Origin of the sequence: Oceanotoga teriensis (assembly GCF_003148465.1) — a bacterium.
In the GTDB taxonomy this organism is placed as follows: domain Bacteria; phylum Thermotogota; class Thermotogae; order Petrotogales; family Petrotogaceae; genus Oceanotoga; species Oceanotoga teriensis.
This window is the reverse complement of sequence record NZ_QGGI01000006.1, coordinates 16,738-42,189: the sequence shown is the minus strand read 5'-3', so window position 1 is coordinate 42,189 and position 25,452 is coordinate 16,738. Positions and strand designations below refer to the sequence as shown.

Genomic DNA, 25,452 nt, shown 5'->3' with positions numbered 1-25,452 from the left:
TTTACACTTTAACCCGGAAAGGGGGTAAAAGAGTGCTTTCGTTTAATTTGACTTCTATTGTAAATTTAATCGGGTTTTTAGTTTTTATGCTTTTTTTGTATAAGTTACTTTATAAACCTTATTTTGATATGACTGATAAAAGAAAAAATGAGGTTGAAAAAAACTTAAACGAAGCTGAAAGACTTAGAATTAATGCTCAAGAAGCTAAAGAAAAAGCTGAAAAAGAATATGAAGATATCAAAAATCAGAAAAGTGAAATTTTAAAAGATGCTGAAGAACAAGCAAAAAAAATTATTTCTGAAGCTAAGGATGAAGCTGAAATTCAAAAAGATAAAATAATTGAAAAAGCTGAAACTTCTGCGGTGGAAATAAAAAATGAAGCTATGAAAGATATACAAGCTAAGGTAGTTACTATGGCTTTAACAGTTTCATCTATGATTTTAAAAGAAAAATTAGATCAAAAAGCCAACGAAGAATTAATAAGAAGAGCTTTATCTAATCTCAATGAAAAAGGTGATCAGTTATGAAGCTTTCATATTCTTTAGCAACAAGATATACCGATGCTTTTTTAGAAATTTTACAGAAAAATGATAAAATGAGTAATTTAGAAAATTATATAGAAGCTATTCAGAATATAATCGATAAGATTAATTCTGATAGCGTTTTTCATGATATGATTAATAGTCCTCTACTTCCAAAAGATTATATTACAAAAAAAATATATGAATCATCTAAAATTGAGGATACATTGTTTGAAAAATTTATTCATTCATTGGTTTTAAAATCAAGACAAGAACTTCTGTTTTTTATAGTTAAAATTTTAAATAATTATAATCTTGAATTAAAAAAACTTATAAAGGCTGAAATTATAACAGCAAAACCCATAGATTCAAAAAATTCAGAAGATTTAAAGAATATTTTAAAAAATAAAACTGGTAGGGATGTTATTTTAAAAACATCTCTTGATGAATCTTTAATTGGTGGTATTCAACTTTATGTTGAAGATAAGTATTATGATTACTCCATTAAAGGGTATTTAGACAGTATAAAACGCTCATATGCTCAAACCGGGGGTGATTAATTTTGCGCATAAATCCAGATGAGCTCACAAAAGTTATAGAGGAGCGTATCAAAAGCTACGAGAGTGGTGAAATTAAAGAAATAGGTTGGGTAATGCAGGTAAGTGACGGTATAGTAAGAGCCTATGGGATGAAAGAAACTATGGCTAATGAATTAGTTGAAATTCATACTCAACAAGGCGATATAGTTTATGGTATTGCCATGAATCTTGAAGAAGATAATGCCGGAATTATTTCTTTAGGCGACTACAAAAACATAAAAGAAGGCGACAAGGTTATAAGAACTAATAGAATTATAGAAGTTCCCGTTGGAAATGCCCTTTTAGGAAGAGTAGTCAATCCACTTGGAATTCCTCTTGATGGTAAAGGTGAGATAAAATCAGAAGAAAATTATCCAATTGAAAGAAAAGCAACAGGAGTTATTTCAAGAAAACCTGTTGATACTCCTCTTCAAACTGGGTTAAAAGTTATAGATAGTACAATACCTATTGGAAGAGGTCAGAGAGAATTAATTATAGGCGATAGACAAACTGGTAAAACTGCAATCGCAATAGATACGATTATAAATCAAAAAGGGAAAAATGTTAAATGTATTTATGTAGCTATAGGTCAAAAATCATCATCTATAGCAAGATCTATTGATCAGCTTGAAAAGAACGGTGCTATGGAATATACAACTATTGTAGTTGCAAGTGCTTCTGACCCAGCATCTTTACTTTATCTTGCACCTTATGCTGGAGCAGCTATAGGAGAATATTTCATGTTTAATAGTCAAGATGCACTCGTTGTATATGATGATTTGAGCAAACATGCACAAGCTTATAGAGAGCTTTCTTTACTTCTTAGAAGACCTCCTGGAAGAGAAGCATATCCTGGTGATGTCTTTTATTTACATTCAAGATTGCTTGAAAGGGCTGCAAGATTAAACGATGATTTTGGTGGAGGTTCTTTGACTGCTTTACCTATAATAGAAACTCAAGCTAATGATATTTCTGCTTATATACCTACTAATGTTATTTCAATAACAGATGGTCAGATATATCTTGAGTCTTCTCTATTTATGTCTGGTATTAGACCTGCCGTTAATATTGGTCTTTCTGTATCAAGAGTCGGTGGTGCAGCTCAAACTAAAGCTATTAAGAAAGTTTCAGGTAGTTTAAAACTTGATTTAGCTCAGTATAGAGAATTAGAATCATTTTCACAATTTTCATCAGATCTTGATGAAGCTACAAAGAGACAACTCATAAAAGGTGAAAAGTTAATGGAACTTTTAAAACAAAAACAATATTCACCATTGGATGTTGAAGAAGAAGTAGTTATTCTTTTCGCTGGAACTGAAGGATATCTTTCAGATATTCCAACAAACAAAATTTTGGCTTTCGAGAAGGATTTTTTACAGTTTATGCATAGAGAAAATCAAGAGGTATTGAGTGAAATAAAAGATACTAAAGATCTTTCAGATGATTTAAAAAATAAATTGAAAAGTATTATAGAATCTTTCTTAAAAACGTATAAAGCCTAATGGCGGTGGTTTAGTTGAGTAAAGGTAAATTAAGAATTATAAAAAAGAGAATTGATTCAACAAGATCTACCATGCAAATAACTAAAGCTATGCAAATGGTAGCCTCCGCAAGATTAAATAAAATAAAAAAAGGTATGCAACCAATAAGAGATTATGCAAAATATGCTAAAAATATTATAGAAAAAATTGAACCAGATATAAATTCACCATTCGTAAAAGATGGATCTGGAACTTTATTAGTTGTAATTACTCCAGATATGGGACTTGGTGGCTCCTTTGCTTCCGATATTAGTACTTTTGCAAAGAAAGAATCTGAGAAAATAGATGATTTTAAAGGTTTTCTCGTTATAGGTAATAGAGGATCCGTTGAACTTAAGAAAACGAATAAAATATTGTTATCGAGAGTGAATTTATTCGATACACCAAAAAAAGAACATGCAGAATATATTTTAGATGATATATTAGAATTTCTTGAAAAAGAAGATATATCTAAGGTTAAAGTCATTTATGGAGAACTTAAAAATGCTTTGATTCAAAAACCTAAAATTGTAGATCTTTTGCCTATTCAATATGAAAATTCTTTGGATCCAAGATATGAATATGAACCTGATTCATCTGTTCTTTTTGAAGAGGCATCTTATTTATATATGCTCTCTCAGATTTTCTTGTTTATTTATGAAACAAAGATTTCTGAACTTCATGCAAGACAGAATGCTATGAAAAATGCAACTGAAAATGCTGAAAATCTCATTTCTGATTTAAATCTTGAATATAATAAAATGAGACAGGCTTCAATCACTTCAGAACTTATAGATATAGTTAATGGAGCCCAGGCACTCCAGGATGATTAATGGGGGTGAAAAACTTGGATAAAACGGTTGGTAAAATAATAAGTGTAATTGGACCTGTTGTTGATGTTAAATTTCCAGAAGGTCAATTACCTGAAATTTATGATTCTTTAGAAGTTAATAATCCTTATACAAATACCAAATTAGTTTTAGAAGTAGAACAATTAATCGGTGATGATACTGCCAGATGTATAGCAATGGATTCAACTGATGGTATTAAAAGAGGATTAGATGCTATTAACACTGGAACTTCTATTAAAGTTCCTGTTGGAATGGGATCATTGGGAAGAATGTTCAATTTATTGGGTGATCCTATAGATGAAAGAGGTGAAGTTTCTGATATAGACCATTGGCCTATTCATAGAGAATCACCTACTCTTGAAGAACAAAATACAGAAATAGAAATTCTTGAAACTGGTATAAAGTGTATAGATCTATTAGCACCTTTTCCTAAAGGTGGTAAGATAGGACTTTTTGGTGGTGCTGGTGTTGGTAAAACAGTTCTCGTTATGGAACTTATAAGAAATATAGCTAAAGAGCATAAAGGTATTTCAGTCTTTGCTGGTGTTGGTGAAAGAACGAGAGAAGGTAATGATTTATGGCTTGATATGAATGATTCCGGAGTTATAGAGAATACTGCACTCGTTTTTGGTCAAATGAATGAACCACCTGGAGCAAGATTTAGAATTCCTTTAACAGCTTTAACTATGGCTGAATATTTTAGAGATGAACAAAAAAAAGATGTTTTATTATTCATAGATAATATTTTTAGATTTGTTCAAGCAGGTTCTGAAGTTTCTGCTTTACTCGGTAGAATGCCTTCTGCTGTTGGTTATCAGCCAACTTTGGCTTCTGATATGGGACAATTACAGGAAAGAATAACATCTACAAAAGATGGTTCTATAACCTCTGTACAAGCTGTATACGTTCCTGCCGATGATTTTACTGATCCTGCACCTGCAACAACATTTTCACATCTTGATGCAAATATAAATTTATCAAGAAAACAAGCTGAAATGGCATTATATCCAGCTCTTGATCCTTTAGATTCTACTTCAAAAATGTTAGATCCTAATGTTGTTGGAGAAGATCATTATTTTGTTGCTAGAGAAGTTCAAGCAATTTTACAAAAATATAATGATTTACAAGATATAATAGCTATTCTCGGTATTGAAGAACTTTCTGAAGAAGATAAATTAACAGTTTCAAGGGCCAGAAAAATTCAAAAATTCTTATCTCAGCCTTTCTTTGTTGCTGAAAAATTTTCTAATATATCTGGTGCTTATGTAAAAGTAGAAGAAACTGTTAAAGGATTTAAAGATATATTGGAAGGTAAATATGATGATCTTCCAGAAAATGCTTTTTACATGGTTGGAACTATTGAACAGGCTGTTGAAAAAGCAAAGAATTTGTAGGGGGGATAAACGATGTTTAATGTGAAAATAGTAACCCCTGAAGGCATTAAAGAAGATATTGATGCAAGATATGTCGAATTTACTACAATAGATGGTTCTATTGGTGTATTACAAGATAGACTTCCAATTGTTGCAAAGTTGAAGTTTGCCCCATTAAAAATAATATCTAAAGATGAAAAGAAACTTGTTTATGCTGTTCTTGGAGGTCTTGTGGATATGGATGGTAAAAACTTTACTGTTCTAACAACAGAAGCACTCAAACCAGATGAAATCGATGTGGAATCGGCAAGAAAAGCTGTTGAAAAAGCAGAAGAACAATTAAAAAAATCTGATGATTTTATGCAAAAAACTAAATTAAAATCTGAAATTCAAAGAAATATGACAAAAATTGATATTGCTAATACAAAATAGAATAGGTTTAACCTATTCTATTTTTTTTATTATTTTTTTTATTATTTTTTCATTTTGTATATTTTTTTTATAAATTTTTAAATTCTCTATTACATTGATTATATCTATATGATTATTCATTTTTAAAGCTTTTTCATATAATGTTGGAAAAAACATCATTTTATCCATAAATATAGGTGATATATATATATTACTCAAATCTTTAATATTTTCAAAGTTTATTTTTTTATTATTTAAAATAAATATATCTATTTTTTTATTTAAAAAATAGAATATATTTTCATTTTTGGATATTTCTTCATAATATCCAAAAAAATATTTTATTTCTTTATATAGAATTATTCTTTTAAAAGTTTCTTGATACTTATTATAAATTTTTAATTCATTTTCAAACAAATATATAATTTTTTCAGATTCAAACACGATGATTTTTATCCCAAAGATATTTGAAATCTCAAATAAAATATTTAAATCTATTTTTTTCCCTTTATAATATAAAAGATAAAGGTATATACCTTCATTTAATCCTTTTATTATCTGTTCTGTTATTTTTATATAATTTTTTTCTTCTATTATTTTAAATTTTCCATTTGAAGATTCTATTTTTAAATCAAAATAATTATTTTTTATATATTTATAGATTTTTCTCATATAAAATTTTTTTAATATTTTCATTTTTATATCCTTTTAAAAGTTTTATTTTTTATCAAAAAATCTTTATATACAATTTCTTTGAGTTTTTTTATATTTATTCTTTTATTATTAAAGTTTTTTCTGAGTTCAAAAAAAGTATATATTGAGTTTTTTTCTATGTATTCTTTTTTGTCTTTACTGTAATAATAAATTCCTGAAAAAACTTTTTTGTTATAAAGAATTATTATAGAATCTATTCCAGAAAAATTTGAACAAGAACTAATATGATTTAAGTATTTTTCAATATTTGAATAGTCAACATCTATATAAAAAATGTTTAAATCACATTGTTCTAGATTACTTAAAATATAATGATTATAATCAAGAGCTTCTTTTAACTTTCCAATAAAGATATTAAATCCATATACTTTTAATATATTTTTTTCTTCTATTTGATTATTTTTGTTAAAAACTTTAAAGTCATTGTTTCTATATATAATATTAAAAGAGCTATGGTCATTTAATGACCACGGCTCTGTTGATAAAATTAAATTTATACTAAAAAATTCCATTGAATTTATTGGATTTCCAGCATAAATATTCATTTTTATTTATAATTTTCCATGAATGCTTTATATGCAAGATATGTTTCATAAAGATCTCCCTTTGAAGCTATTTCATAAGGTGCATGCATTCCTAATAATGCTACTCCAGCATCTATTACATCTAAACCCTGTTCAGCAAAGAATTTTGCTATAGTTCCTCCTCCACCTAAGTCTGTTCTTCCCAATTCTCCAGTTTGCCACAATATATTATTTTCATTCCAAACTTTTCTAACTTTTCCAACTACTTCAGCATTAGCATCATTAGTTCCTGCTTTTCCTCTTGCACCAGTATATTTAGTTAAAACAATTCCATAATTTAGTTTTGGAGCATTATTTATATCATGTGCATCTTTATAATTCGGATCAAATGCAGCTGATACATCAGAAGATAATAAAATTGAGTTGTTTATAGCATCTTCTATTGCTATAGCAACATCTTCATTTTGTAATTTCAATAATTTTTTTAACATTGGTATCCAAAAATGATTTTTTGCTCCAGTATTTCCATCTGAACCTATTTCTTCTTTATCAACAAGAAGTATAGCTGAAGATCTTGAATTAATTTTTGAATTTATCAATGCTGTTAAACTTGTATATGCACAAATTCTATCATCATGACCATATGCTGCTATCAAACTTCTATCAAGTCCAACATCACGTGAAGGTAACGATGGAACTATTTCTAATTCAGCACTTATGAGATCTTCTTCAATTATTCCATATTTTTCATTTAATATATTTAATATATTTAATTTAACTGAGTCTTTTATTTTTTCTTCTGAATCATAATTTATAGATATAGTTCCCAATAAAAGATTCATTTTTTCTGGATCTATTGCTTCACTTATCGCTTTTTTATTTCTATCTAAATGAGGTAAAAGATCAGATATGACGAATACAGGATCTTTTAAATCATCTCCTATAGATACTTCTACCGTTTCCCCCTTTGAATTTATAATAACACCATGTAATTCAAGAGGTATATTAAGCCATTGATATTTTTTGATACCTCCATAATAATGTGTTTTTGCCATTGCTATTTCTGTATCTTCTATCAAAGGTTCTGGTTTAAAATCTATTCTTGGTGCATCAACATGTGATCCAACTATATTTACACCATTTTTTATTTTTCCTTTGATTTCAATTGCAAATAATGATTTATCTCTATTTATATAGTAAACCTTATCTCCATCTTTTAATTTTCCTTCTTTTTCAAAAAATTCAAGTGGTTTATAACCATTTTCTTCTAATAATTTTTTAGAATATTTTATAGCCTTTCTTTCTGTTTTTGAATAATCCATAAATTTTTTATAGTTTTCTGTATAATCATCCACAGTTTTAAAATCATTTTTTTCCCAAACATTTTTTCTATTCAATGTTAATTTTTTACTAAGTTCTTTATAGTCCATTTTTTACACCTCCATTAGAAATAAGTTTGTTTATTTGTTTTTATTTAACTTTTATATTATTTTCATTTTTTTAAAAAATATTCTATAATATAATTAAGAAGCAACTTATATTATTTTCATCAGAAAAATAATTAGTTAGTAAAGTTAATAAAATTAACTATATTAAAATTATATCATCATGGATAGGGGGTTGTCAAAGTGGAAAAAGAGTTATACCCAGAGGTTACTCTTGATTTAGTGAGAGTAACAGAAGCTGCAGCATTGATGAGTAGTATTTATTTAGGATTTGGAAATAAAGAAAAAGTTGATGGTGCAGCTGTTGATGCAATGCGCGGGATGTTGGATTATATAGATATCAAAGGTACAGTTATAATCGGTGAAGGTGAAAAAGATGAAGCACCAATGCTTTATCATGGAGAAAAAGTTGGAAATTGGAATGATAATTCTTATGAAATGGATATTGCAGTTGATCCAATTGATGGTACTCGTCTTGTTGCATATGGACTTCCAAATGCTATAAGTGTTATGGTTGCTGCAGAAAAAGGTAAAATTTTATCTTTACCTACTTTTTATTCATCTAAGTTAGTTGTTGGTCCAGAATTAAAAGGTAAATTAGATATAAATTCTCCGATAAAAGAAAATATCAAAGTTGCAGCTGCAGTACTTGGTGTTCCAATTTCTGAGATTACAGTGGTAATACTCAATAGAGATAGACATAAAAATATAATAGATGATGTTAGATCTATAGGTGCAAGGATTAAATTAATTGGAGATGGCGATATAGCAGGCGCCATAGCAACTTGTATGCCTGATAGCGGTGTAAATATTTATATTGGAATAGGGGGATCTCCAGAAGCAATATTAGCAGCTGGTGCACTGAAAACTCTTGATGGGGAAATTCAAGTCAAAATTTGGCCAAGAGATGAAGATGAAAAATTAAAAGCATTAGGTGAAGGTTGGGATTTGAATAAAGTTTATTTTACGGATGATTTAGTTGGAGGAAAACATGTAATTTTTGCTGCAACAGGTGTTACTGAAGGAGATTTTCTAAGTGGCGTAAAATTTTTAAAAGGAAAAGCAATAACAGAATCAATTTCTATGAGAAGTTCAAGTGCTACCATTAGAAAAATATCTACTGTTCATAATCTTGATACAAAGACTATAAGGATTAAATCTTTAGATGGCGATGAAAAATTTGTTAATCTTAATAAATCTGATGAAAAACAAAAATTATTAAATTTAAAATTATTTTAAATTCCTCGATCTATAAATTGACCCATAGATCAAAGAAAAAAGAAGGGTATCGATATTTTAAATATCGATACCTTTTTTATTAGAATATAGGATCGCTTTCCATATGTTCCCAATAATCTTTAGATATTTTATCATAAAGTTCTTTAATCTTATCTCTATGAGCTTTTTCCCAATCTGCTAAATGGTTTAATACCTTTTTTACTTCTTCATCTTCAATAGAATTTGCAGCTTTTTCATAAAAATTCATAAAATCTTCTTCAATTAAATACGCCATTCTCAAAACTGGTATATCAGTTCTTAAAGCTTTGAAATCTCCTCCATAAACTATTTCATTTTTTTGTCTTTCATTAAATACCTTACCTATATCTTCAACATTGTACCTTATAGGTTCATCTTCTTCTATGGTATTTATTAGTTTATTTATATAGTCTACATGGTCCTTTTCCATATTTCCTAGTTCTTCAAAAGCTTTTTTTACTTCTGGGTGATTAACTGTTTTTGATTTCGATCTATAAAACTGCATTCCTTCCATTTCTTTAGCTAAAGCATAATCTAAAATTCCTAAAACTTTACTAGCCATTTTATCCCCTCCATCTATTAATAATATCTTTCTACAATTAAATTATAACCCAAATTCTTTAAAATTCAAAACAATTTTTAAATTTTACAAAAATCAATTTCATAAGAATTTTCATTAAATTTTATTATTGCATATTCTCCATCACAGAAAGCACCTGGATTTATTATATCAATTTCATCTATATTTTCTCTATTTTGTATATGAGAATGACCATAAATCATAATATCAATTTTATCATTGAATCTTTTAATCAATCTATCAGTATATGCCCTACCAGTTTGATGCCCATGTAATAATCCAATTTTTATTTTATTTATTTCAATGGTCTTCATTTCTGGCAACTTATTTCTAAGGTAGAATTCATCCATATTACCATATACAGCATGAACATTTGAATTCAAATTTTGAATATAGAAAAGCACTGTATCAGAAGTTAAGTCACCACAAATTATCACTCCATCATAAGATTTAAAATCTATTTTTTCTAAATTATGATTTATTCCTTTATCTGGATCATGAATATCACTTATTATAATATATTTCATTTTTAACACTCTCCTCTTATATAATTATTTTTATACTTATCAATACTATTTTTATAATATAATTTTATAAAATTATTAATCTTATAAAATTATATTATAAAGCCCCCCAATTTGGGGGACTAATTATCTTATTATTGATCTTTCCAAACTGTCCATATATTCCAAAGTACACCTCTATATGGAACAAGTTCCTCTGAAGTTAGATGTAATGAATCACTAACTGCGAGAAGGCTATTTTGTGCAAATGTATAAATCATTGGCATATATTGTGCTTCAAGATTACTCCATTCTTCAAACATATCTCTTAATTTTTCATCATCTAATTCTGATTTTTGTAATCTGTATATTTCATCTATTCTTCTTTCCCATTCAGCAACTTCATAATCAGCTGGGTCTAAAAGATCTGGATTTACATCTTTTAAATATTCAGGTGACCAATTCCAAAAATGTAATCCACCATCTAAAAGATATGTGTTCCATCCATCATTTGGATCTGGTGTTTCTCCAGAAAGTCTCAATATTACAGATTCAAAACTTCCGCCCATTAAATTATTTACAACTGTATTGAACTGTAAAGGTCTAAAATTAACTTCTATTCCCAATTTAGCTAATGAATCTGTTAATATATTACCTACTTCAACCCAAGATGTAGTTGAAACATTTGTAACCATATCAAATTGTACGAGATTTCCATTAGGTCCATATAATTTTCCATCATTTCCCCATGTAAATCCGCCTTCTTTTAATTCTCTCTTAGCTTTAGATAAAGAATATCTATAACCCAATGAATCTATAAATTCTTTATCATAATATGGTTCTCCTGGAACTCTTGGTGCATATGTAGGTGTTCCCAAACCATTCAACATAGAATCAATTATTGCTTCTCTATTTAAAGCATAAGAAACAGCTTTTCTAAAATGTACATTTCTGAACCATACTCTTTGTTCTTTTTTTGGAGAGTTAAAATTAAATGATACAAATGTTGGTCCTGGTACATAACTTCCAATTACTGTATGATATGGTAAAGAGCTTTCTTTTTCCTTCAATGAAACATATGTAGGTGCAGAAACAGATATGAAATCCAATTCTCCAGCCTGGAATTTCAATACTTCAGTTTCAGCATTTTGAACTATTACACATATATGTTCATCTAAATAAGGTAGTTGAACTCCATTTTTATCTTTTGCAAAGAAATAAGGATTCTTTTCAAATACTAATCTAACCCCTTCTCTATATTCTTTGAAAATAAAAGGTCCTGAAGCAACTAAATCATCCATCTGTTCAAGTGTCCATATTTGAGGAAATTTTACAGGATCATCTGCATATTGTCCAAGTTTATGTTTAGGTAAAATCCCTGTTGAACCTATACTTCCAATTGCAACTCTCATAGGTTTATTATAATGAAAAACAACTGTGTAATCATCGATAACTTTTATTGTTGGAAGATTTCCATCTTCATCGGTAAATCCATCATTACCATTAACAGACATATTTTTTTTAAAGTATATATCTTCGAATGTAAATCTAACATCTTCAGATGTTAAAGGTGTTCCATCTGACCATTTTAACCCCTTTCTCAAATTAAAGGTTAAATCCATACCACCATCAGCAGCATTAACTGCTTCATATGATTTTGCTAAATATGGTTTTTTGTAAAATGCCTCTTCATCTTTGCTCAAAAGTGATGCTATGAACATGTTTATGAACATATTAGAATTATTATCTGAAGCCCAAGCTGGATTTAATGTTTTTGGATCTGTAGTTGTAGACCAAAACATTGTTCCACCTTTTTCTCCCTCTGTGTCTTCAATTAGCCAATCAACTTCTGCAGCAAAAGCTGTTATAAATAAAGTGATAACAGCAAGTAAAGTAATTAACTTTCTCATATAAACCCTCCTAAGTTATATTTGCCTCTTCCCTCTGTTAAGACCTAACTTAAAAGGTATTTTATATTATTATCTTCCCAAAGATCTTGGATCTAATGCATCTCTAACAGCATCTCCAAAAAGATTGAAAGAAATAACTGTTATGAATATAAATAATCCTGGTAACATAAGCCAAGGGTAATTTGTTAAGGCCTCTATGTTTTGTGCCTGAGATAGCATAAGTCCCCATGATGCAGATGGTTCTGTAATACCTATACCAAGGAAACTCAACCCGGCTTCTCCAAGTATATAACCAGGAACTTGTAATGTAGCAGATACTATTATATAAGTTGCTGTATTAGGTATTAAATGACCCCATATTATTTTTCTTCCTGGATATCCCATTGCAATAGCAGCTTCAACAAATTCTGTTTGTTTTATTCCGAGTGTCATACCTCTTATTACCCTCGTCATTGAAGGCCATCCTATAAATGACAGTATTATTATTATAAACAAATATCTTATAGCAGGATCCATTTTAGGCGGCATAACAGCTGCAAGAGAAATTATTAAGTAAAAACTTGGAATGGACATTAGTATTTCTGTAAATCTCATAAGTATTTCATCTGTCCATCCTCCATAAAATCCAGCAAGACCACCAAGGAAAAGTCCAATAGTGAATGTTATTAGTATTCCAACAAGACCTACAGATAATGATATTCTCGATGCATGAACTATTCTACTTATCATATCTCTTCCATATTGATCGGCACCCCAAAGGAATAAAAGACCTTCATCTGATAAGTAATCATTGTATTCTGGTAATAATGTTTTTTCAGTTCCAAATAAATGATGTGAAGCTGGAATAAATCCAAGTAATTTATATTCCCATGATTTAACGAACCAGTTTATTTTATATTCTTTAAAATTAACTGCTTTTAAATTTTCTGGATATAATTCAACTTCATCAAAATCTCCTATAGTTATCAATACAAAATCGAGTTTTTTGTAAAAATCTATCGATTCTATTTCTTTATCTTTTAATTTTGATGAATATCTAAAGTTTTCTTTAAATTCATTTATAGTTAAAGGTCTATTATCTAATCTTTCTACAACTTCTTCACCATTTAAAAGTTTTGAAAATGATGTTGAATATAATTCTCCATCTTTTTGTGGTTGAGAATTAACATTTTCTCCAGTAAGCCAGTCAACAGGTATTAAACTTGAAGGAGAATCTGTTTTATTTTCAAGTTGTATATATTCTCCATTTTTTGTTTTTGCTTTTATTATAGATTTATAATAATATTGAATATTATTTACAGTTGCATCATATGTTTCATTATAAGTTCCAAGTTCAAAATAAACATCTTTATCTTGAAATTCATCAAATCCTACGATTTTATCAAGATGTGTTGCTTCTAAAAACGTACCTCTTCTGGTTACAGGATCTCTCGTTTGTTCATATAAATAAACATGTGAACCGACTTTCTCTCCAGTTACCAAATTTTTTGAATATACTTTTTGAGGACTTAAAAATCTATATTTTATATGATTGTTATAAGGATTCATAGGTGAAAAAAAGTCTGCAAATATAGCCAATATATATAATATTGCAAGTATCCACATTGCTATTAAGCCAAGTTTATGTTTTTTTAATATTCTCCAAACCAATTGTGGCATAGAGAGAAACTCATTCTCAAAAACATCATCATTATTTTCATTAGATGAATTTTCTTGAGCTTGAGTATTTATTTTTTTCTGTTCTTCAGCCATTTTTCATATCCCTCCATTATGATAATCTAAGTCTAACTCTTGGGTCAACCGCTGCGAGTAATATATCGGCAATCAAATTACCAAATACCAACAATAATGCACTCAACATAAGATTGGCCATAACAAGGAATATATCCTGCTGTGTTAAAGCTTCAATTATAAGACTTCCCATTCCAGGCCAAGAGAAAACTCTTTCTGTAAGAACCGCTCCACCCAAAAGTCCTGATATAGAAAATCCCAATGAAGTTACAACAGGGTTTATGGCATTTCTCATAGCATGTTTATAGATTACAACTCTATTTGGCATACCTTTTGCCCTTGCAAATTCAACATAATCTTTATTTAATTCATCAAGTAATTGTCCTCTCATAATTCTCATAGTTCCTGCCAAACCTGATGTTCCAAGAGTAACCATAGGTCCTATAACATGCCAAAAATAGTCTCCCATCTGTTGAAACCAATTTAAACTATCAAAATTATTCGATATTATTCCACCTATAGGAAATATTCCAGTGGATGCCGACATAAAAAGCCATAAAAGAGCAAAAAAGAAATTAGGTATTGATATTCCTATAAAACCAAAAACTGATAAAGCCTGATCTGTAAATGTATATTGTTTTAAAGCACTTACTATACCCAGCGGGATACCTATCCCCCAGGTAAAAATGAATGTGGTAATACTCAGTAATAGAGTAGCTTCCAATCTTCTAAAGAGAATATTCCAAACAGGTACTTTATAAGTAAATGAGTAACCCCAGTCTCCTTGTACAATATTTTTTAACCATATAAAGTATTGAACAACTGGTTCTTTATCAAGACCAAACTGTTTTTCAAGATTATCTATCTGTTCCTTTGAAATACTTGGACTTAATCTATAAGTATCCAAGAAATCCCCAGGAGCAAGAGAAATAACAAGAAAGGCTACTATTGATACTCCCAATAGTACAGGTAAAGACAGTATGAGTCTTCTGAGTATGTACTTTAACAACTCTTTCTACCTCCTTAAAAATTTAAAAAGCGGGAAGGCTTCCCTTCCCGCCTTCTATATTGAATTATTTCTTGTATATTGCTTCTATATTCCAAAGAACTCCCGCACCATATAATGGACTTGGTTCTGGATTGAATATTACTATATCATCTTTCATTGCAACTAAATAATTCTGTGAAACTGTATAAACAAGTATTTGTTTACCTGCTGCTAACATTTGCCATTCATCCCAAAGGTCTTGAACTTTTGCAGGATCCATGATAGATCTGTTTATCTTCATTATTTCATCTATTCTCTTTTCAGCATCTGATACATAATATTCATTAGGATCTACCCAATCTTGTACTTCTGGTGACCAGTTCCAGAAATGGAGTCCACCGTTTAATGACCAAACATTTGTACCCCAAGCTGGATCGTCTCCACCTTGTAATCCAAGTATTAAAGAATCCCAATTAGCTGAATATAAGTTCTGAACTAATGTATTGAATTGTACAGGTCTATAATTTACATTTATTCCAAGTTTTTGAACGGAATCAACAAAAATATTTGCTATTTCTTCTCTTGCATTACTACCAGAGTTTGTTGTAATTTCAAATTCAACAACATTTCCATCCCAATCAAGAAGTTGACCTTGTGAATTCCATGTAAAACCAGCTTGTTGTAAATATCTCTTTGCTTTTGCTATTGAATATCTAAATCCAAAACTTTCTATTTCAGGATTGTAGAATGCAGATGTTCTATTTCTTGGTCCATACATAGGTTCACCAAGGCCGTTATACAATGTATCTATTATAGTTTCTCTATCAAAAGCAAATGACATTGCAAGTCTAAAATTATCATTTCTAAACCATTCTCTATGTATTGGATCCTTTGCATTGAAGTTGAAAGCTATAAATTGTGAACTTGCATTTGGTCCACCAACTATTATATTCCAATTCTTTTCAGCTTGTTGTGCTTTTATTGCTGGATAATCCGCTGCACTTATTTGAAGAAGATCTATATCTCCTGCTTCAAATTTTAATCTCATAGTATTTGTATCTTGAACTATTAAAAATACTAATTTATCAAGATATGGCAATTGTACACCATCTTTTGATTTTATAAAGTAATAAGGATTTCTTTCTAATACTACCCTTACACCTTCTCTATATTCTGTAACAATATATGGACCTGAAGAAATTATATCTCCTATTTGTTCTATAGTCCACATTTGAGCAAATGATTCTGGTGAATCTACTTTATCTTTGAAAATATGTTTTGGCATTATTGTGATTCCACCAAGAGAATCATATCCAAATCTATATTTTGTTGGATATTTAAACTTCAAAATATTTCCATCAACAGTTAATTCAGGCAAATTACCTTCAGTGTCTTGATATGTTTCAACACCATCAGCAGTCATACCATCACCTTTTATGATATTTTCATATGTAAACACAATATCTTCAACTGTTAAAGGTTGACCATCTGACCATTTTAAACCTTTTCTTAATTCAAAATAATAAGCTGTTCCACCATCAGCTGTTTCTTCTCTCCAAAATCTCTTCGCCAAAGCTGGTTGATTAACTTGTGCTTTATTGTCGCTTCCCATCAATGATTCATACATATATTTATATATATCTCTTGAAGATGATTCTTGCGACCAGTAAGCATTGAGTGTTTTAGGTCCAGATGTAGTTCCAAGATAAAGCGTACCTCCCTTGACTCCACCTTCAACATCTCTTATCAACCATTCTGTTTCTTCTGCAAACATAAATAATGCTGCAGCCATAACTAGCATGATAACAAAAAATTTTTTCATGCATATGCCCTCCCCTCTGTGTTTTAAATTTCGGACTTCTCTTCTCTTTATATTTGGAATATTACCTTTAAACTCTTAATTTATTTATTACCCTCTTTATCTTTATATAAATAACATGCAACTCTGTGATTTTTGTTTAAATTGAATGATTCTGGATAATTTTTCTTACATTCATCCATCACAAATTTACATCTTGGATTAAAAAAACATCCATTAGGTCTGTTTATTGGAGATGGTACTTGACCTTTTATTATAAACTGTTTTCTATCTCTTCTTATTTTAGGATCTGGTACAGGTGCCGCATTTAAAAGAGCTTTTGCATATGGGTGAGAAGGATTATCAAATACTGAATCTCCATCACCATATTCTACCATTCTTCCAAGATACATAACTCCAACATAATTAGATATATATCTTACAACACCAAGATCATGCGATATAAAAAGAAATCCTGCATTTAATTCTTGCTGTAAATCTTTTAAAAGTTTTATTATTTGAGCCTGTACAGAAACATCTAAAGCTGAAGTTGGTTCATCCAATATTATTAATTTTGGTTTTAAAACTATAGCTCTTGCAACTGCAACTCTTTGTCTTTGTCCTCCAGAAAATTGATGAGGATATCTATCAGCATGATAAGCTTTTAATCCAACTTTTTTGAGTAATTCAAGTGCAATTTCTTTCGCTTCTAGCTTAGTTTTAACCACATTATGGAACATCAAAGGTTCTATAAGTGTTTGTCCAACTGTCATTCTTGGGTTTAGAGATGATGTTGGATCTTGGAAAACAATTTGAACATTTCTTCTGAAATTTAGTCTTTTTTTATTGAGATCTGACATCATCCATTCATAAAACTTATTTTCTCCATTTTTATAATAATATTCAAAATAATTTCTTTCATATGGTTCTAAAGATTCGAGAACTTTGTCAGCTTTTTTCATTTCAGAGATATATTTTTCAGCTTTATCTATATATTCTGATTTTAAAAATCTTTTCGCTTCTCCTCTTTTCATAAATAAATGGGATGTCTCTTTATCATCTATGAAAATACTTCCAGAAGTTGGATCATGTAATCTCAATATGGTTTTACCTATGGTAGTCTTTCCACATCCAGATTCTCCAACAAGTCCATAAGTCTCTCCTCTTTCTAGCTCAAATGAAACATTATCAACAGCTTTTACATAACCAACAGTTTTTTCTACAACAAATCCTTGTTTTACGGGAAAGTATTTTTTTAGGTTTTTAACTCTGAGCAACATTATTTATCATCCTCCAATTTACCCATTTCAACACCATCATTAACTTTTTTTCCTTTCTTGTTTAATACTGGATTGAAACATCTTAAAAGGTGTCCTTTTTCAACTTCTTGTAATTCTGGCCATTCTTTTTTACACCTTTCAGTTGCTCTTGGACATCTTGGTAAAAATGGACATAATGGCGGAGGATTTAACATTATAGGTGGTTGCCCTTTTATAGGTTCTAATTCATCTTTCTTTAAATCATGTCTTGGAATACATGATAATAAAGCATGTGTATATGGATGCATTGGATTATCAAATATGGTGTATACATCAGCCATTTCCATTTGAGTTCCACCATACATAACCATAACTTTATCAGCTATTTCTGCAACAACAGATAAATCATGTGTTATATAAACCATTGCTGTTTCAAAATCCCTTTGCAAATCTTTCATTAATTCAAGTATTTGAGCTTGTATTGTAACATCTAAAGCCGTTGTAGGTTCATCAGCTATTAATACTTCAGGATTACATGAAAGACTTATAGCAATTATAATTCTTTGTCTTTGTCCTCCAGAAAATTGGAAAGGATAATCATCTATTCTTTCCTTTGCATTTGGTAATCCTACTTTTGTTAAAAGTTCTATTGCCCTTTCTCTCGCTTCTTCAAGAGAAACATTTTGATGATATACTATAGTCTCTATCATCTGATCTGCAACTGTATACATAGGATTTAAAGATGCCATTGGATCTTGGAAAACCATACCTATATGTTTTCCTCTAATTCTCGTAAATGCTTTGGTGCTTAATTTAGCCAAGTTGATGTATTCTTTTGAACCATCTTTGCTAAATTCATTTGTCTTAAAGAGTATTTGACTACCTTCAGGAATATAACCTGGTTTTCTGATCATTCCCATGACCGACTTCATGGTAACACTCTTACCAGAACCTGTTTCACCAACTACTCCAAGAGCTTCATTCATGTTTAATTCAAATGAAACCCCATTTACTGCCTTTACTGTTCCTTCGGCAATATCAAAGTATGTTCTTAAATCTTTTACGATCAGAACTGGTTCGTTCAATATTCTCACCCCAATGTATTAAATTCATCTAATCTATATTATAATAAATATGAACTTTAAATGTCAAGTGTTAAAAATTGAAGTATTGTAAATTAATTTTAGTAAAATGGATTTAATCAGTTATATTGAAATATATTTCAAATATCTTACAAAGTTTAATATTGTAAGAAATATTTTTCACATAAGGAGTGATTCTATGAGATTGGATAAGTATCTAAAGAACATTAAAATAGCTAAGAGACGAATTATAGCTCATGATTTATGTTCAAATGGAAAAGTAACAAAAAATTCATATTCTTTAAAACCAGGTTATGAAGTAAAACCCAATGATGAAATCAATATCGATCTTGGTAAAAAAGAAATTTTAATCAAGGTCATAGATGAAAAATCATTTGAAATCATCAAAGAATTAAATAAAATATAACGAAGATCATTCTTCGTTATATTTTTTTATATCTTTCCAAAAATTTTGTAATTTTATTTTTATTTTCTTTTCTAATCCTTTGTTTAAAGGTTCATAAAAAATTTTATCCTTATATTTATCAGGCATATAATTGTATTTATAAAATCCTCCATAGTCATGTGGATATTTATATCCTTTGCCAAAACCTTGGCTTTTCATAGTTTTATTTAATGGATTTAATAGTTTTTTTGGAATTTCAAATTTATTATTTATCATAAATTCTTTTGCTTTATTATATGCATTGAGTACTGAGTTTGACTTAGAAGTTGAACATAAATATATCGTTGCTTCAGAAAGAGCTAAATAACATTCTGGATACCCTATATGTTCTGTAGCAATCATAGCTGAAACAGCTATATTTAAAGCATTTGGATCTGCAAGTCCTATATCTTCACTGGCATGTACTACAATTCTTCTTGCAATATACATAGGATCTTCTCCATTTTCAAGCATATATGATAAATATAATAATGCAGCATCAGGATCTGAACCTCTTATACTTTTTATATATGCTGATATATAGTTATATTTATCTTCAATATTATATGTCAAATTAGTAGATATAAAATTTGATATTATTTCTTTATTTATTTCTTTTTCACCACTTTCAAAAATAGCCTCGAGAAGGTTTATTAATCTTCTTATATCATCTCCGAAATAATCTTTTAATAAATTCTTTACTTCATTACTTATTATTGAATTTGGATAACATTCTTTTATTTTTTGGAATATTTTTTCATAATCATCATCTGAAAGATTTTGCACTTTAAAAAGTAATAATCTTGATAGAAGAGCTGGATTTAGACTTATAGCTGGATTTTCAGTTGTAGCTCCCATCAATATTATATCTCCTTTTTCAAGGGCTAATAATAAGGTATCTTGTTCAGATCTATTTAATCTGTGTATTTCATCTACAAAAAGTATTTTTTGTTTTGAAAATAAATTTTCTTCTATATTTATTATTTTTTTTAAAGTTTTTGATCCTTCTATCGCTCCAGATATTGAATATATTTCATAATCATTTTCAATTTGATTTAATAAAGCTCTTATTATTGTCGTTTTTCCACTTCCAGGTTTTCCTGATATTACAAAAGATTTTAGAGTAGAATTTTCCACCCATTTTTTTATTATATTTATTAAAATTTTATTAGACAAAACTTCATCTAAATTTTTTGGCCTTATTTTTTCATATAATGGCGTTTGATCTTTCATATATATTCTCCTGATTTATATCTTATATTATATATAATAACACATGGACAATTATTTTCAATAATTTAGTATATTTTTTAATATTATAGAAATATTTTAAATGTAAAATTTCTTTAATTATACATAGGAGGGGTATTATGAATTTAAAATATTTTATTTCTGAAAATTGTGGTGTTTGTCATGCTATGGAACCTAAAATCAAAAAAATAGCTGAAGAACTTAAAATCAATTTTGAAGTTTTTGAAATTTCTAAGAACAAAGAAATATCTGGTCAATTATTAATTTTTACTGTTCCGGTTTTGATTCTTTTTAATGATAACTTAGAAATTAAAAGATGGGTAAGAAATTTTTCTATGATAGAATTAAAAAAATATCTTATTGATTATAAATCATATTTTATTTGAATTTTTTTATGGTTATACGAGTTATATATGTTATAATTGCAAAAGAGGAGGTGTAATATGGCTGATTATGAAGTTTATAATCCTGAATATTCACAAGAAGAAAAGAAAAAGAAAAATTTTAACCCTAAAAAGCTCATTATAATTCTTATTATTATTGGAATTGGTATTTATTTTTTAACAGGAATTTATCAGGTTGGTCCATCTGAAGTTTCTTTAGTAAAAACTTTTGGAAAATATACTTATACTTCAGGTCCTGGTATTCATTATAATCTCCCTTTACCAATACAATCAAGAACTATATTGGATATAAGATCTGTTAAAAAGATTGAAATTGGATTTGATACTGATGGTTTTACAAAACAAGCATCATATTCTTCAAATGTTGATGAATCAAATATGATAACTGGTGATGAAAATATTTTAAGTGTTGAAGCTGTTGTTCAATATAGAATTAATGATCCAGTTAAATTTGTTTTTAATCTCACAAGTGATTATGATCTTGTAAAATTTACTACAGAAAGTATTTTAAGGGAAAGAGTAGCTTTATCAGAAATAGACGATGTTTTAACTGCTGAAAGAGATGAAATTGCTATGGAAACAGCAAAAATTGTTCAAGAAACACTTAATGAATATGATGCTGGAATTTTAATAGAAAATGTTTATTTACAAGATGTTAATCCTCCTGATCCTGTTGTTGCAGCTTTTAATGATGTTAACAATGCAAAACAAGATAAAGAAAAATCCATAAATGAAGCTCAAAGATATTCTAATGATGTTATTCCTAATGCCGAAGGTGAAGCACAGAAAATACTCAGAGAAGCTGAATCTTATGCTTATGAGAAAGTTGCCATCGCAACAGGTGAGTCAGAAAAATTCAAATCAATTTTAAAAGAGTATCAAGCTGCTGAAAATATCACTAAAAAGAGATTAATTCTTGATTCAATAAAAGAAATGCTCGAATCATCTAAAATAAAAATAATTTCGGATAATGGTGGAACTCTAAAATTGTTGAATCTCGATGAGGTTCTTGGTGGTGATGTAAAATGAAAAATAAAATAATGTTGATTTTATCTTTAATTATTGTATTTACTGTAATATTTATTTTATTTTCTTCTTTTTATATTTTAGATCAAACTCAACAAGCTGCTGTCTTAAGATTTGGAGAAATTAAAAAAATTGAAACTGAACCAGGACTCCATTTTAAAACTCCTTTTATCGATAATGTTGATAAATTTGAAAAGAGAATAATGATATATGATATAAATCCTGAAAGATTGATAACAGCTGATAAAAAAACTATAGTTGTTGATACTTATGCATTATGGAAAATATCTAATCCTAAAGTTTTTATTGAAAGTATGAGAACGGTGTCCACTGCTTTAACAAGAATTGATGATATCATATACTCTCATGTTAGAGATGTTATTGCAAAATATAATTTTGAAGAAATTTTATCTAAACAAAGATTTAATTTATTAGATGAAATAAAAAATAGAAGTGAAAATTCATTAAAAGAATTTGGTATCAATATCGTAGATGTTAGAGTTAAAAGAACAGATTTACCTCAAGAAAATACTAAAGCAGTATACAATAGAATGAATGCTGAGAGATTTTCTATAGCTGCTCAAATAAGAGCTGAAGGTAAAAGAGAATCTGAAAAAATTAAAGCTGAAGCTGATAAACAAGTAAAAATAATTTTATCTGATGCAAGAAAAGAATCTGAAATAATAAGAGGAACTGCGGATGCAAGCTCTATAAAAATTTATTCAGATGCCTATTCATTAGATGAATCTTTCTTTGAACTCGATAAATTAACTGATATTTATAAAAATTCTTTTAAGGATAGTATAATAACAATTCCAGAGGATTCTCCTCTTTTGAAATATTTCCATGAGGTGGATTAATGAAATATATTTACGCTTTATTTTTATTCATAATATCTTTTCTTTTTGTGTCTTGTAATAAATCTATAGATTATGAAGTAAAATTGACAGAAAATGTTTTTTCTCCGAATATTCCTTTTGAATTTATTACAAATTTTGATTATGATGAAGTAAATATTTATATTGATAATTCTCCGGTGAATGATTTTATTTCACCGGGGGATTTTTATATTAAAAATTTAAAATCTGGCAAGCATGATGTGAAACTTTTATTTAAAAATTCAGGTGATGAAATTACTTCTTATGCAACAGACTTTTTTTATGATGGAGATGCTCCTGAAGTTTCTATAATTAAAAATTATCTAGATAAAGGAATTTTAAAAGTTTCTTTTGATTTTGATGAAGATGATGTCAACTTTATAGAATTATACAATAATGATACCATTATAGCCACTTCAAATTCTAAAAATATTGAATTTCCTTTATATAAAGATTCTGGTATAATTAATCTTTCATTTAAATTTTATGATGATTTTATGAATTATACTCAAAAAAAAATTAGTATAAATACAGATGAAGATTCAGCTCCAGTTGTAAATTCTGATAAAATTAGAATAAATATTTTTGGAGATGCTAATTTTGATTTTACAGATGATTGGGATTCTGAATTAAAGTTATTTATAAAAAAAGATGGAGATTATTTCTTTCCATATGAAATTAATCCTTCATCTAATTTTAATACAGAAATCTTAGTATATGATTCTAATAATAATTTTTCTACAAAAAATGTTGATATAAATATGGATAACAAAATTCCTGAAATGGTTGATATTTCTTCAAGATTGATTTCAAAAGATTCTGGATTTATTTCTTGGGAATTTGATCCTTTTTTTAATGAATATGAAATAGAATATTTCACTAAGAACTTTGGATGGAAAAGTTCTATTATTACTGGTTCTTCTTTTGTTGAAATTGGTAATAGTGAAATTACTTTTGTTAGAAAGGTTTCGGAAAATGGTACAAGAGGGTTTCCTTCTGTTCCAGTCTTTAAATTTTCATCATCTTTTTTACCTTATGCTTCTGGTATTCTTGAAGACATAAGTGAAAATACTCTTTTAACACAAATAAATTCTCCTTTTATTATTTCTTCTGATCTTTTATTGGAAAAAAATCGTTCACTTTTTGTTGAATCTGGTACAAGTATTAGATTTTTTGCTGATTCAAGACTTATTATAAGAGGTAATCTTTTTGTTATGCCTGGAGCGGCAAAAACTCTTTTTTTTGGTTCTGGAAGTATCATCATGGATGGCGGAAATTTAATAATATCTAAAGCTGATTTTAACAATATTAATATAACTGGTAAAGTAGGAAAATTAATTTTTTTAGAAGATGTTAATTTTGAAAATTCTTTATTAGATATTTCAAATATTTCAAGATTTATTTCTTATAATAATAATTTTTCTAATACTACTGTTAATTTAGAAAATTTATTTGATTTTTATTCTATTGATTCTAAATTTGAAGTTTTAAATATTAAAAATCTTTTTTATGGATTAATTAAAGATTTAACTGTTAAAAATTTTAATATAGATTTTAAGAGCAAAATTGCTTCTGAAAATTCAAATATTGAAAACTTAAATTTAAATAACTTCAGTTTTTTTAAATCTTTTAATGATAAAATTTTAAATGCTCAGATAAATAATTTTTCTTTAATTACTGGAATAGAAGAATCTTTTTCTGAGAATATTTCAAATAATTCAGGAGTTGTAACGAATAATGATGAATAGAATTAAAGATACCTATATAAATATGAAATTGAGTAATGTAGAGAAAACTCATATGCCAAATTCTGCTTCTTTATTTTTAATCGAATCAAGTCCTTTAAAAAATAATTTAAAAATTCTTGAATTAGGAGCCGGTTCAGGACATGTTTCAATCGCTATTTCTAAAATGTTTGAAAATTCTATTATTTCATGTATTGAAATTCAAAAATCTATTTTTGATTCTTTAAAAATAAATTTAAATTTGAATAATTGCAACAATATTCAAGCTATAAATGATGATGTTAAGAATATTAAAAATTATTTTGAAAGTGATTCTTTTGATTTAATAATTTCCAATCCTCCACATTATTTTGGTGGAAGATCAAGCGATGATAAAAGCAGATTTACTGCAAGAACTTTTGATGATTTAGAATCTTTAAATGGTTTTTTTTATGCAACTAAATATGCTTTAAAAAATAAAAAAATGGCAAATTTTGTCATTCATCCTTCAATATTTTCTCCTGTAATTTCAATGATGAAAAATAATAAACTTGAGCCTCATTCAATGATGACCGCTTATGGTAATAAAAATAATAATGCCCAATTTATAAGTATTTTATGTAGAAAAAATGGTGGAACTCATTTTTATATAAAACCACCTTATTTTTTAAAATGATCT

At 28.2% G+C, this 25,452-nt stretch carries 25 protein-coding genes; 13 read left to right on the top strand and 12 right to left on the bottom strand.

Annotation, left to right across the window (positions count from 1 at the left end):
* Positions 1-32 precede the first annotated feature (32 nt).
* Genes atpF through atpC form a run of 6 tightly spaced genes read left to right on the top strand, consistent with a single transcriptional unit; the run spans position 33 to position 5,275 of the window.
* Positions 33-527, top strand: a complete 495-nt coding sequence (atpF, locus tag C7380_RS05475; RefSeq protein WP_109604484.1) for a F0F1 ATP synthase subunit B — start codon at positions 33-35, stop codon at positions 525-527.
* Complete coding sequence (gene atpH / locus C7380_RS05470) at positions 524-1,081, top strand: ATP synthase F1 subunit delta (RefSeq protein WP_109604483.1); 558 nt, start codon at positions 524-526, stop codon at positions 1,079-1,081. The genes atpF and atpH overlap by 4 nt, the downstream gene beginning before the upstream one ends.
* A gap of 2 nt (positions 1,082-1,083) precedes the next feature.
* Positions 1,084-2,601, top strand: a complete 1,518-nt coding sequence (atpA, locus tag C7380_RS05465) for a F0F1 ATP synthase subunit alpha (RefSeq protein WP_109604482.1) — start codon at positions 1,084-1,086, stop codon at positions 2,599-2,601.
* Positions 2,602-2,615: 14 nt separating this feature from the next.
* Positions 2,616-3,452, top strand: a complete 837-nt coding sequence (gene atpG, locus C7380_RS05460; protein ID WP_109604481.1) for an ATP synthase F1 subunit gamma — start codon at positions 2,616-2,618, stop codon at positions 3,450-3,452.
* Positions 3,452-4,864, top strand: a complete 1,413-nt coding sequence (gene atpD, locus C7380_RS05455) for a F0F1 ATP synthase subunit beta (protein ID WP_109604480.1) — start codon at positions 3,452-3,454, stop codon at positions 4,862-4,864. Before atpG ends, atpD begins: the two co-directional genes overlap by 1 nt.
* Before the next feature lie 12 nt (positions 4,865-4,876).
* Positions 4,877-5,275, top strand: coding sequence for an ATP synthase F1 subunit epsilon (gene atpC, locus C7380_RS05450; protein WP_109604479.1), 399 nt, complete (start codon positions 4,877-4,879; stop codon positions 5,273-5,275).
* A gap of 12 nt (positions 5,276-5,287) precedes the next feature.
* Here the strand turns inward: atpC and C7380_RS05445 are convergent, their stop codons facing one another.
* Genes C7380_RS05445 through C7380_RS05435 form a run of 3 tightly spaced genes read right to left on the bottom strand, consistent with a single transcriptional unit; the run spans position 5,288 to position 7,922 of the window.
* Positions 5,288-5,950: a hypothetical protein gene (locus tag C7380_RS05445; protein ID WP_109604478.1), complete on the bottom strand. Its 663-nt coding sequence runs from the start codon at positions 5,948-5,950 to the stop codon at positions 5,288-5,290.
* A gap of 2 nt (positions 5,951-5,952) precedes the next feature.
* Positions 5,953-6,513, bottom strand: a complete 561-nt coding sequence (locus C7380_RS05440) for a hypothetical protein (protein WP_109604477.1) — start codon at positions 6,511-6,513, stop codon at positions 5,953-5,955.
* A 2-nt stretch (positions 6,514-6,515) separates the two neighbouring features.
* Positions 6,516-7,922 carry an aminopeptidase gene (locus C7380_RS05435; protein WP_109604476.1) on the bottom strand — a complete coding sequence of 469 codons (1,407 nt, stop codon included), beginning with the start codon at positions 7,920-7,922 and terminating at the stop codon, positions 6,516-6,518.
* A 198-nt stretch (positions 7,923-8,120) separates the two neighbouring features.
* Between C7380_RS05435 and glpX the strand changes: the two genes are divergently transcribed.
* Positions 8,121-9,176, top strand: a complete 1,056-nt coding sequence (gene glpX, locus C7380_RS05430) for a class II fructose-bisphosphatase (RefSeq protein ID WP_109604475.1) — start codon at positions 8,121-8,123, stop codon at positions 9,174-9,176.
* 79 nt (positions 9,177-9,255) lie between these two features.
* On the opposite strand, the gene C7380_RS05425 is transcribed toward glpX, so the two are convergent.
* From C7380_RS05425 to C7380_RS05390, 8 genes are all read right to left on the bottom strand, one after another.
* Positions 9,256-9,756, bottom strand: coding sequence for a ferritin family protein (locus C7380_RS05425; protein ID WP_109604474.1), 501 nt, complete (start codon positions 9,754-9,756; stop codon positions 9,256-9,258).
* Positions 9,757-9,833: 77 nt separating this feature from the next.
* Positions 9,834-10,301: a metallophosphoesterase family protein gene (locus tag C7380_RS05420; RefSeq protein WP_109604473.1), complete on the bottom strand. Its 468-nt coding sequence runs from the start codon at positions 10,299-10,301 to the stop codon at positions 9,834-9,836.
* A 131-nt stretch (positions 10,302-10,432) separates the two neighbouring features.
* Entirely contained in the window at positions 10,433-12,187 is a 1,755-nt protein-coding gene (locus C7380_RS05415) for an ABC transporter substrate-binding protein (RefSeq protein ID WP_109604472.1), read from the bottom strand.
* A gap of 69 nt (positions 12,188-12,256) precedes the next feature.
* Entirely contained in the window at positions 12,257-13,939 is a 1,683-nt protein-coding gene (locus C7380_RS05410) for an ABC transporter permease (protein WP_109604471.1), read from the bottom strand.
* A 16-nt stretch (positions 13,940-13,955) separates the two neighbouring features.
* Complete coding sequence (locus C7380_RS05405) at positions 13,956-14,927, bottom strand: ABC transporter permease (protein ID WP_109604470.1); 972 nt, start codon at positions 14,925-14,927, stop codon at positions 13,956-13,958.
* A gap of 64 nt (positions 14,928-14,991) precedes the next feature.
* Positions 14,992-16,728: an ABC transporter substrate-binding protein gene (locus tag C7380_RS05400; protein WP_109604469.1), complete on the bottom strand. Its 1,737-nt coding sequence runs from the start codon at positions 16,726-16,728 to the stop codon at positions 14,992-14,994.
* An 80-nt stretch (positions 16,729-16,808) separates the two neighbouring features.
* On the bottom strand, positions 16,809-17,987 hold the full coding sequence (locus C7380_RS05395; RefSeq protein WP_371682080.1) for an ABC transporter ATP-binding protein: 1,179 nt from the start codon (positions 17,985-17,987) through the stop codon (positions 16,809-16,811).
* Entirely contained in the window at positions 17,984-19,048 is a 1,065-nt protein-coding gene (locus tag C7380_RS05390) for an ABC transporter ATP-binding protein (protein WP_109604467.1), read from the bottom strand. Before C7380_RS05390 ends, C7380_RS05395 begins: the two co-directional genes overlap by 4 nt.
* A gap of 196 nt (positions 19,049-19,244) precedes the next feature.
* On the opposite strand from C7380_RS05390, the gene C7380_RS05385 reads away from it, so the two are divergent.
* Positions 19,245-19,472 carry a S4 domain-containing protein gene (locus tag C7380_RS05385; RefSeq protein WP_109604466.1) on the top strand — a complete coding sequence of 76 codons (228 nt, stop codon included), beginning with the start codon at positions 19,245-19,247 and terminating at the stop codon, positions 19,470-19,472.
* A 6-nt stretch (positions 19,473-19,478) separates the two neighbouring features.
* On the opposite strand, the gene C7380_RS05380 is transcribed toward C7380_RS05385, so the two are convergent.
* Positions 19,479-20,723, bottom strand: a complete 1,245-nt coding sequence (locus C7380_RS05380) for a replication-associated recombination protein A (RefSeq protein WP_109604465.1) — start codon at positions 20,721-20,723, stop codon at positions 19,479-19,481.
* Positions 20,724-20,860: 137 nt separating this feature from the next.
* Here C7380_RS05380 and C7380_RS05375 point away from each other — a divergent pair, with 137 nt between their 5' ends.
* Genes C7380_RS05375 through C7380_RS05355 form a run of 5 tightly spaced genes read left to right on the top strand, consistent with a single transcriptional unit; the run spans position 20,861 to position 25,449 of the window.
* A complete protein-coding gene (locus tag C7380_RS05375; protein WP_109604464.1) occupies positions 20,861-21,127 on the top strand; it encodes a thioredoxin family protein in 267 nt (88 codons plus the stop codon).
* Between the two features lie 57 nt (positions 21,128-21,184).
* Positions 21,185-22,174, top strand: a complete 990-nt coding sequence (gene hflK / locus C7380_RS05370; protein WP_109604463.1) for an FtsH protease activity modulator HflK — start codon at positions 21,185-21,187, stop codon at positions 22,172-22,174.
* Positions 22,171-23,031: a protease modulator HflC gene (gene hflC, locus C7380_RS05365; RefSeq protein ID WP_109604462.1), complete on the top strand. Its 861-nt coding sequence runs from the start codon at positions 22,171-22,173 to the stop codon at positions 23,029-23,031. Before hflK ends, hflC begins: the two co-directional genes overlap by 4 nt.
* Entirely contained in the window at positions 23,031-24,797 is a 1,767-nt protein-coding gene (locus C7380_RS05360) for a hypothetical protein (protein ID WP_109604461.1), read from the top strand. The genes hflC and C7380_RS05360 overlap by 1 nt, the downstream gene beginning before the upstream one ends.
* A complete protein-coding gene (locus tag C7380_RS05355; RefSeq protein WP_109604460.1) occupies positions 24,787-25,449 on the top strand; it encodes a methyltransferase in 663 nt (220 codons plus the stop codon). Before C7380_RS05360 ends, C7380_RS05355 begins: the two co-directional genes overlap by 11 nt.
* Positions 25,450-25,452 lie beyond the last annotated feature (3 nt).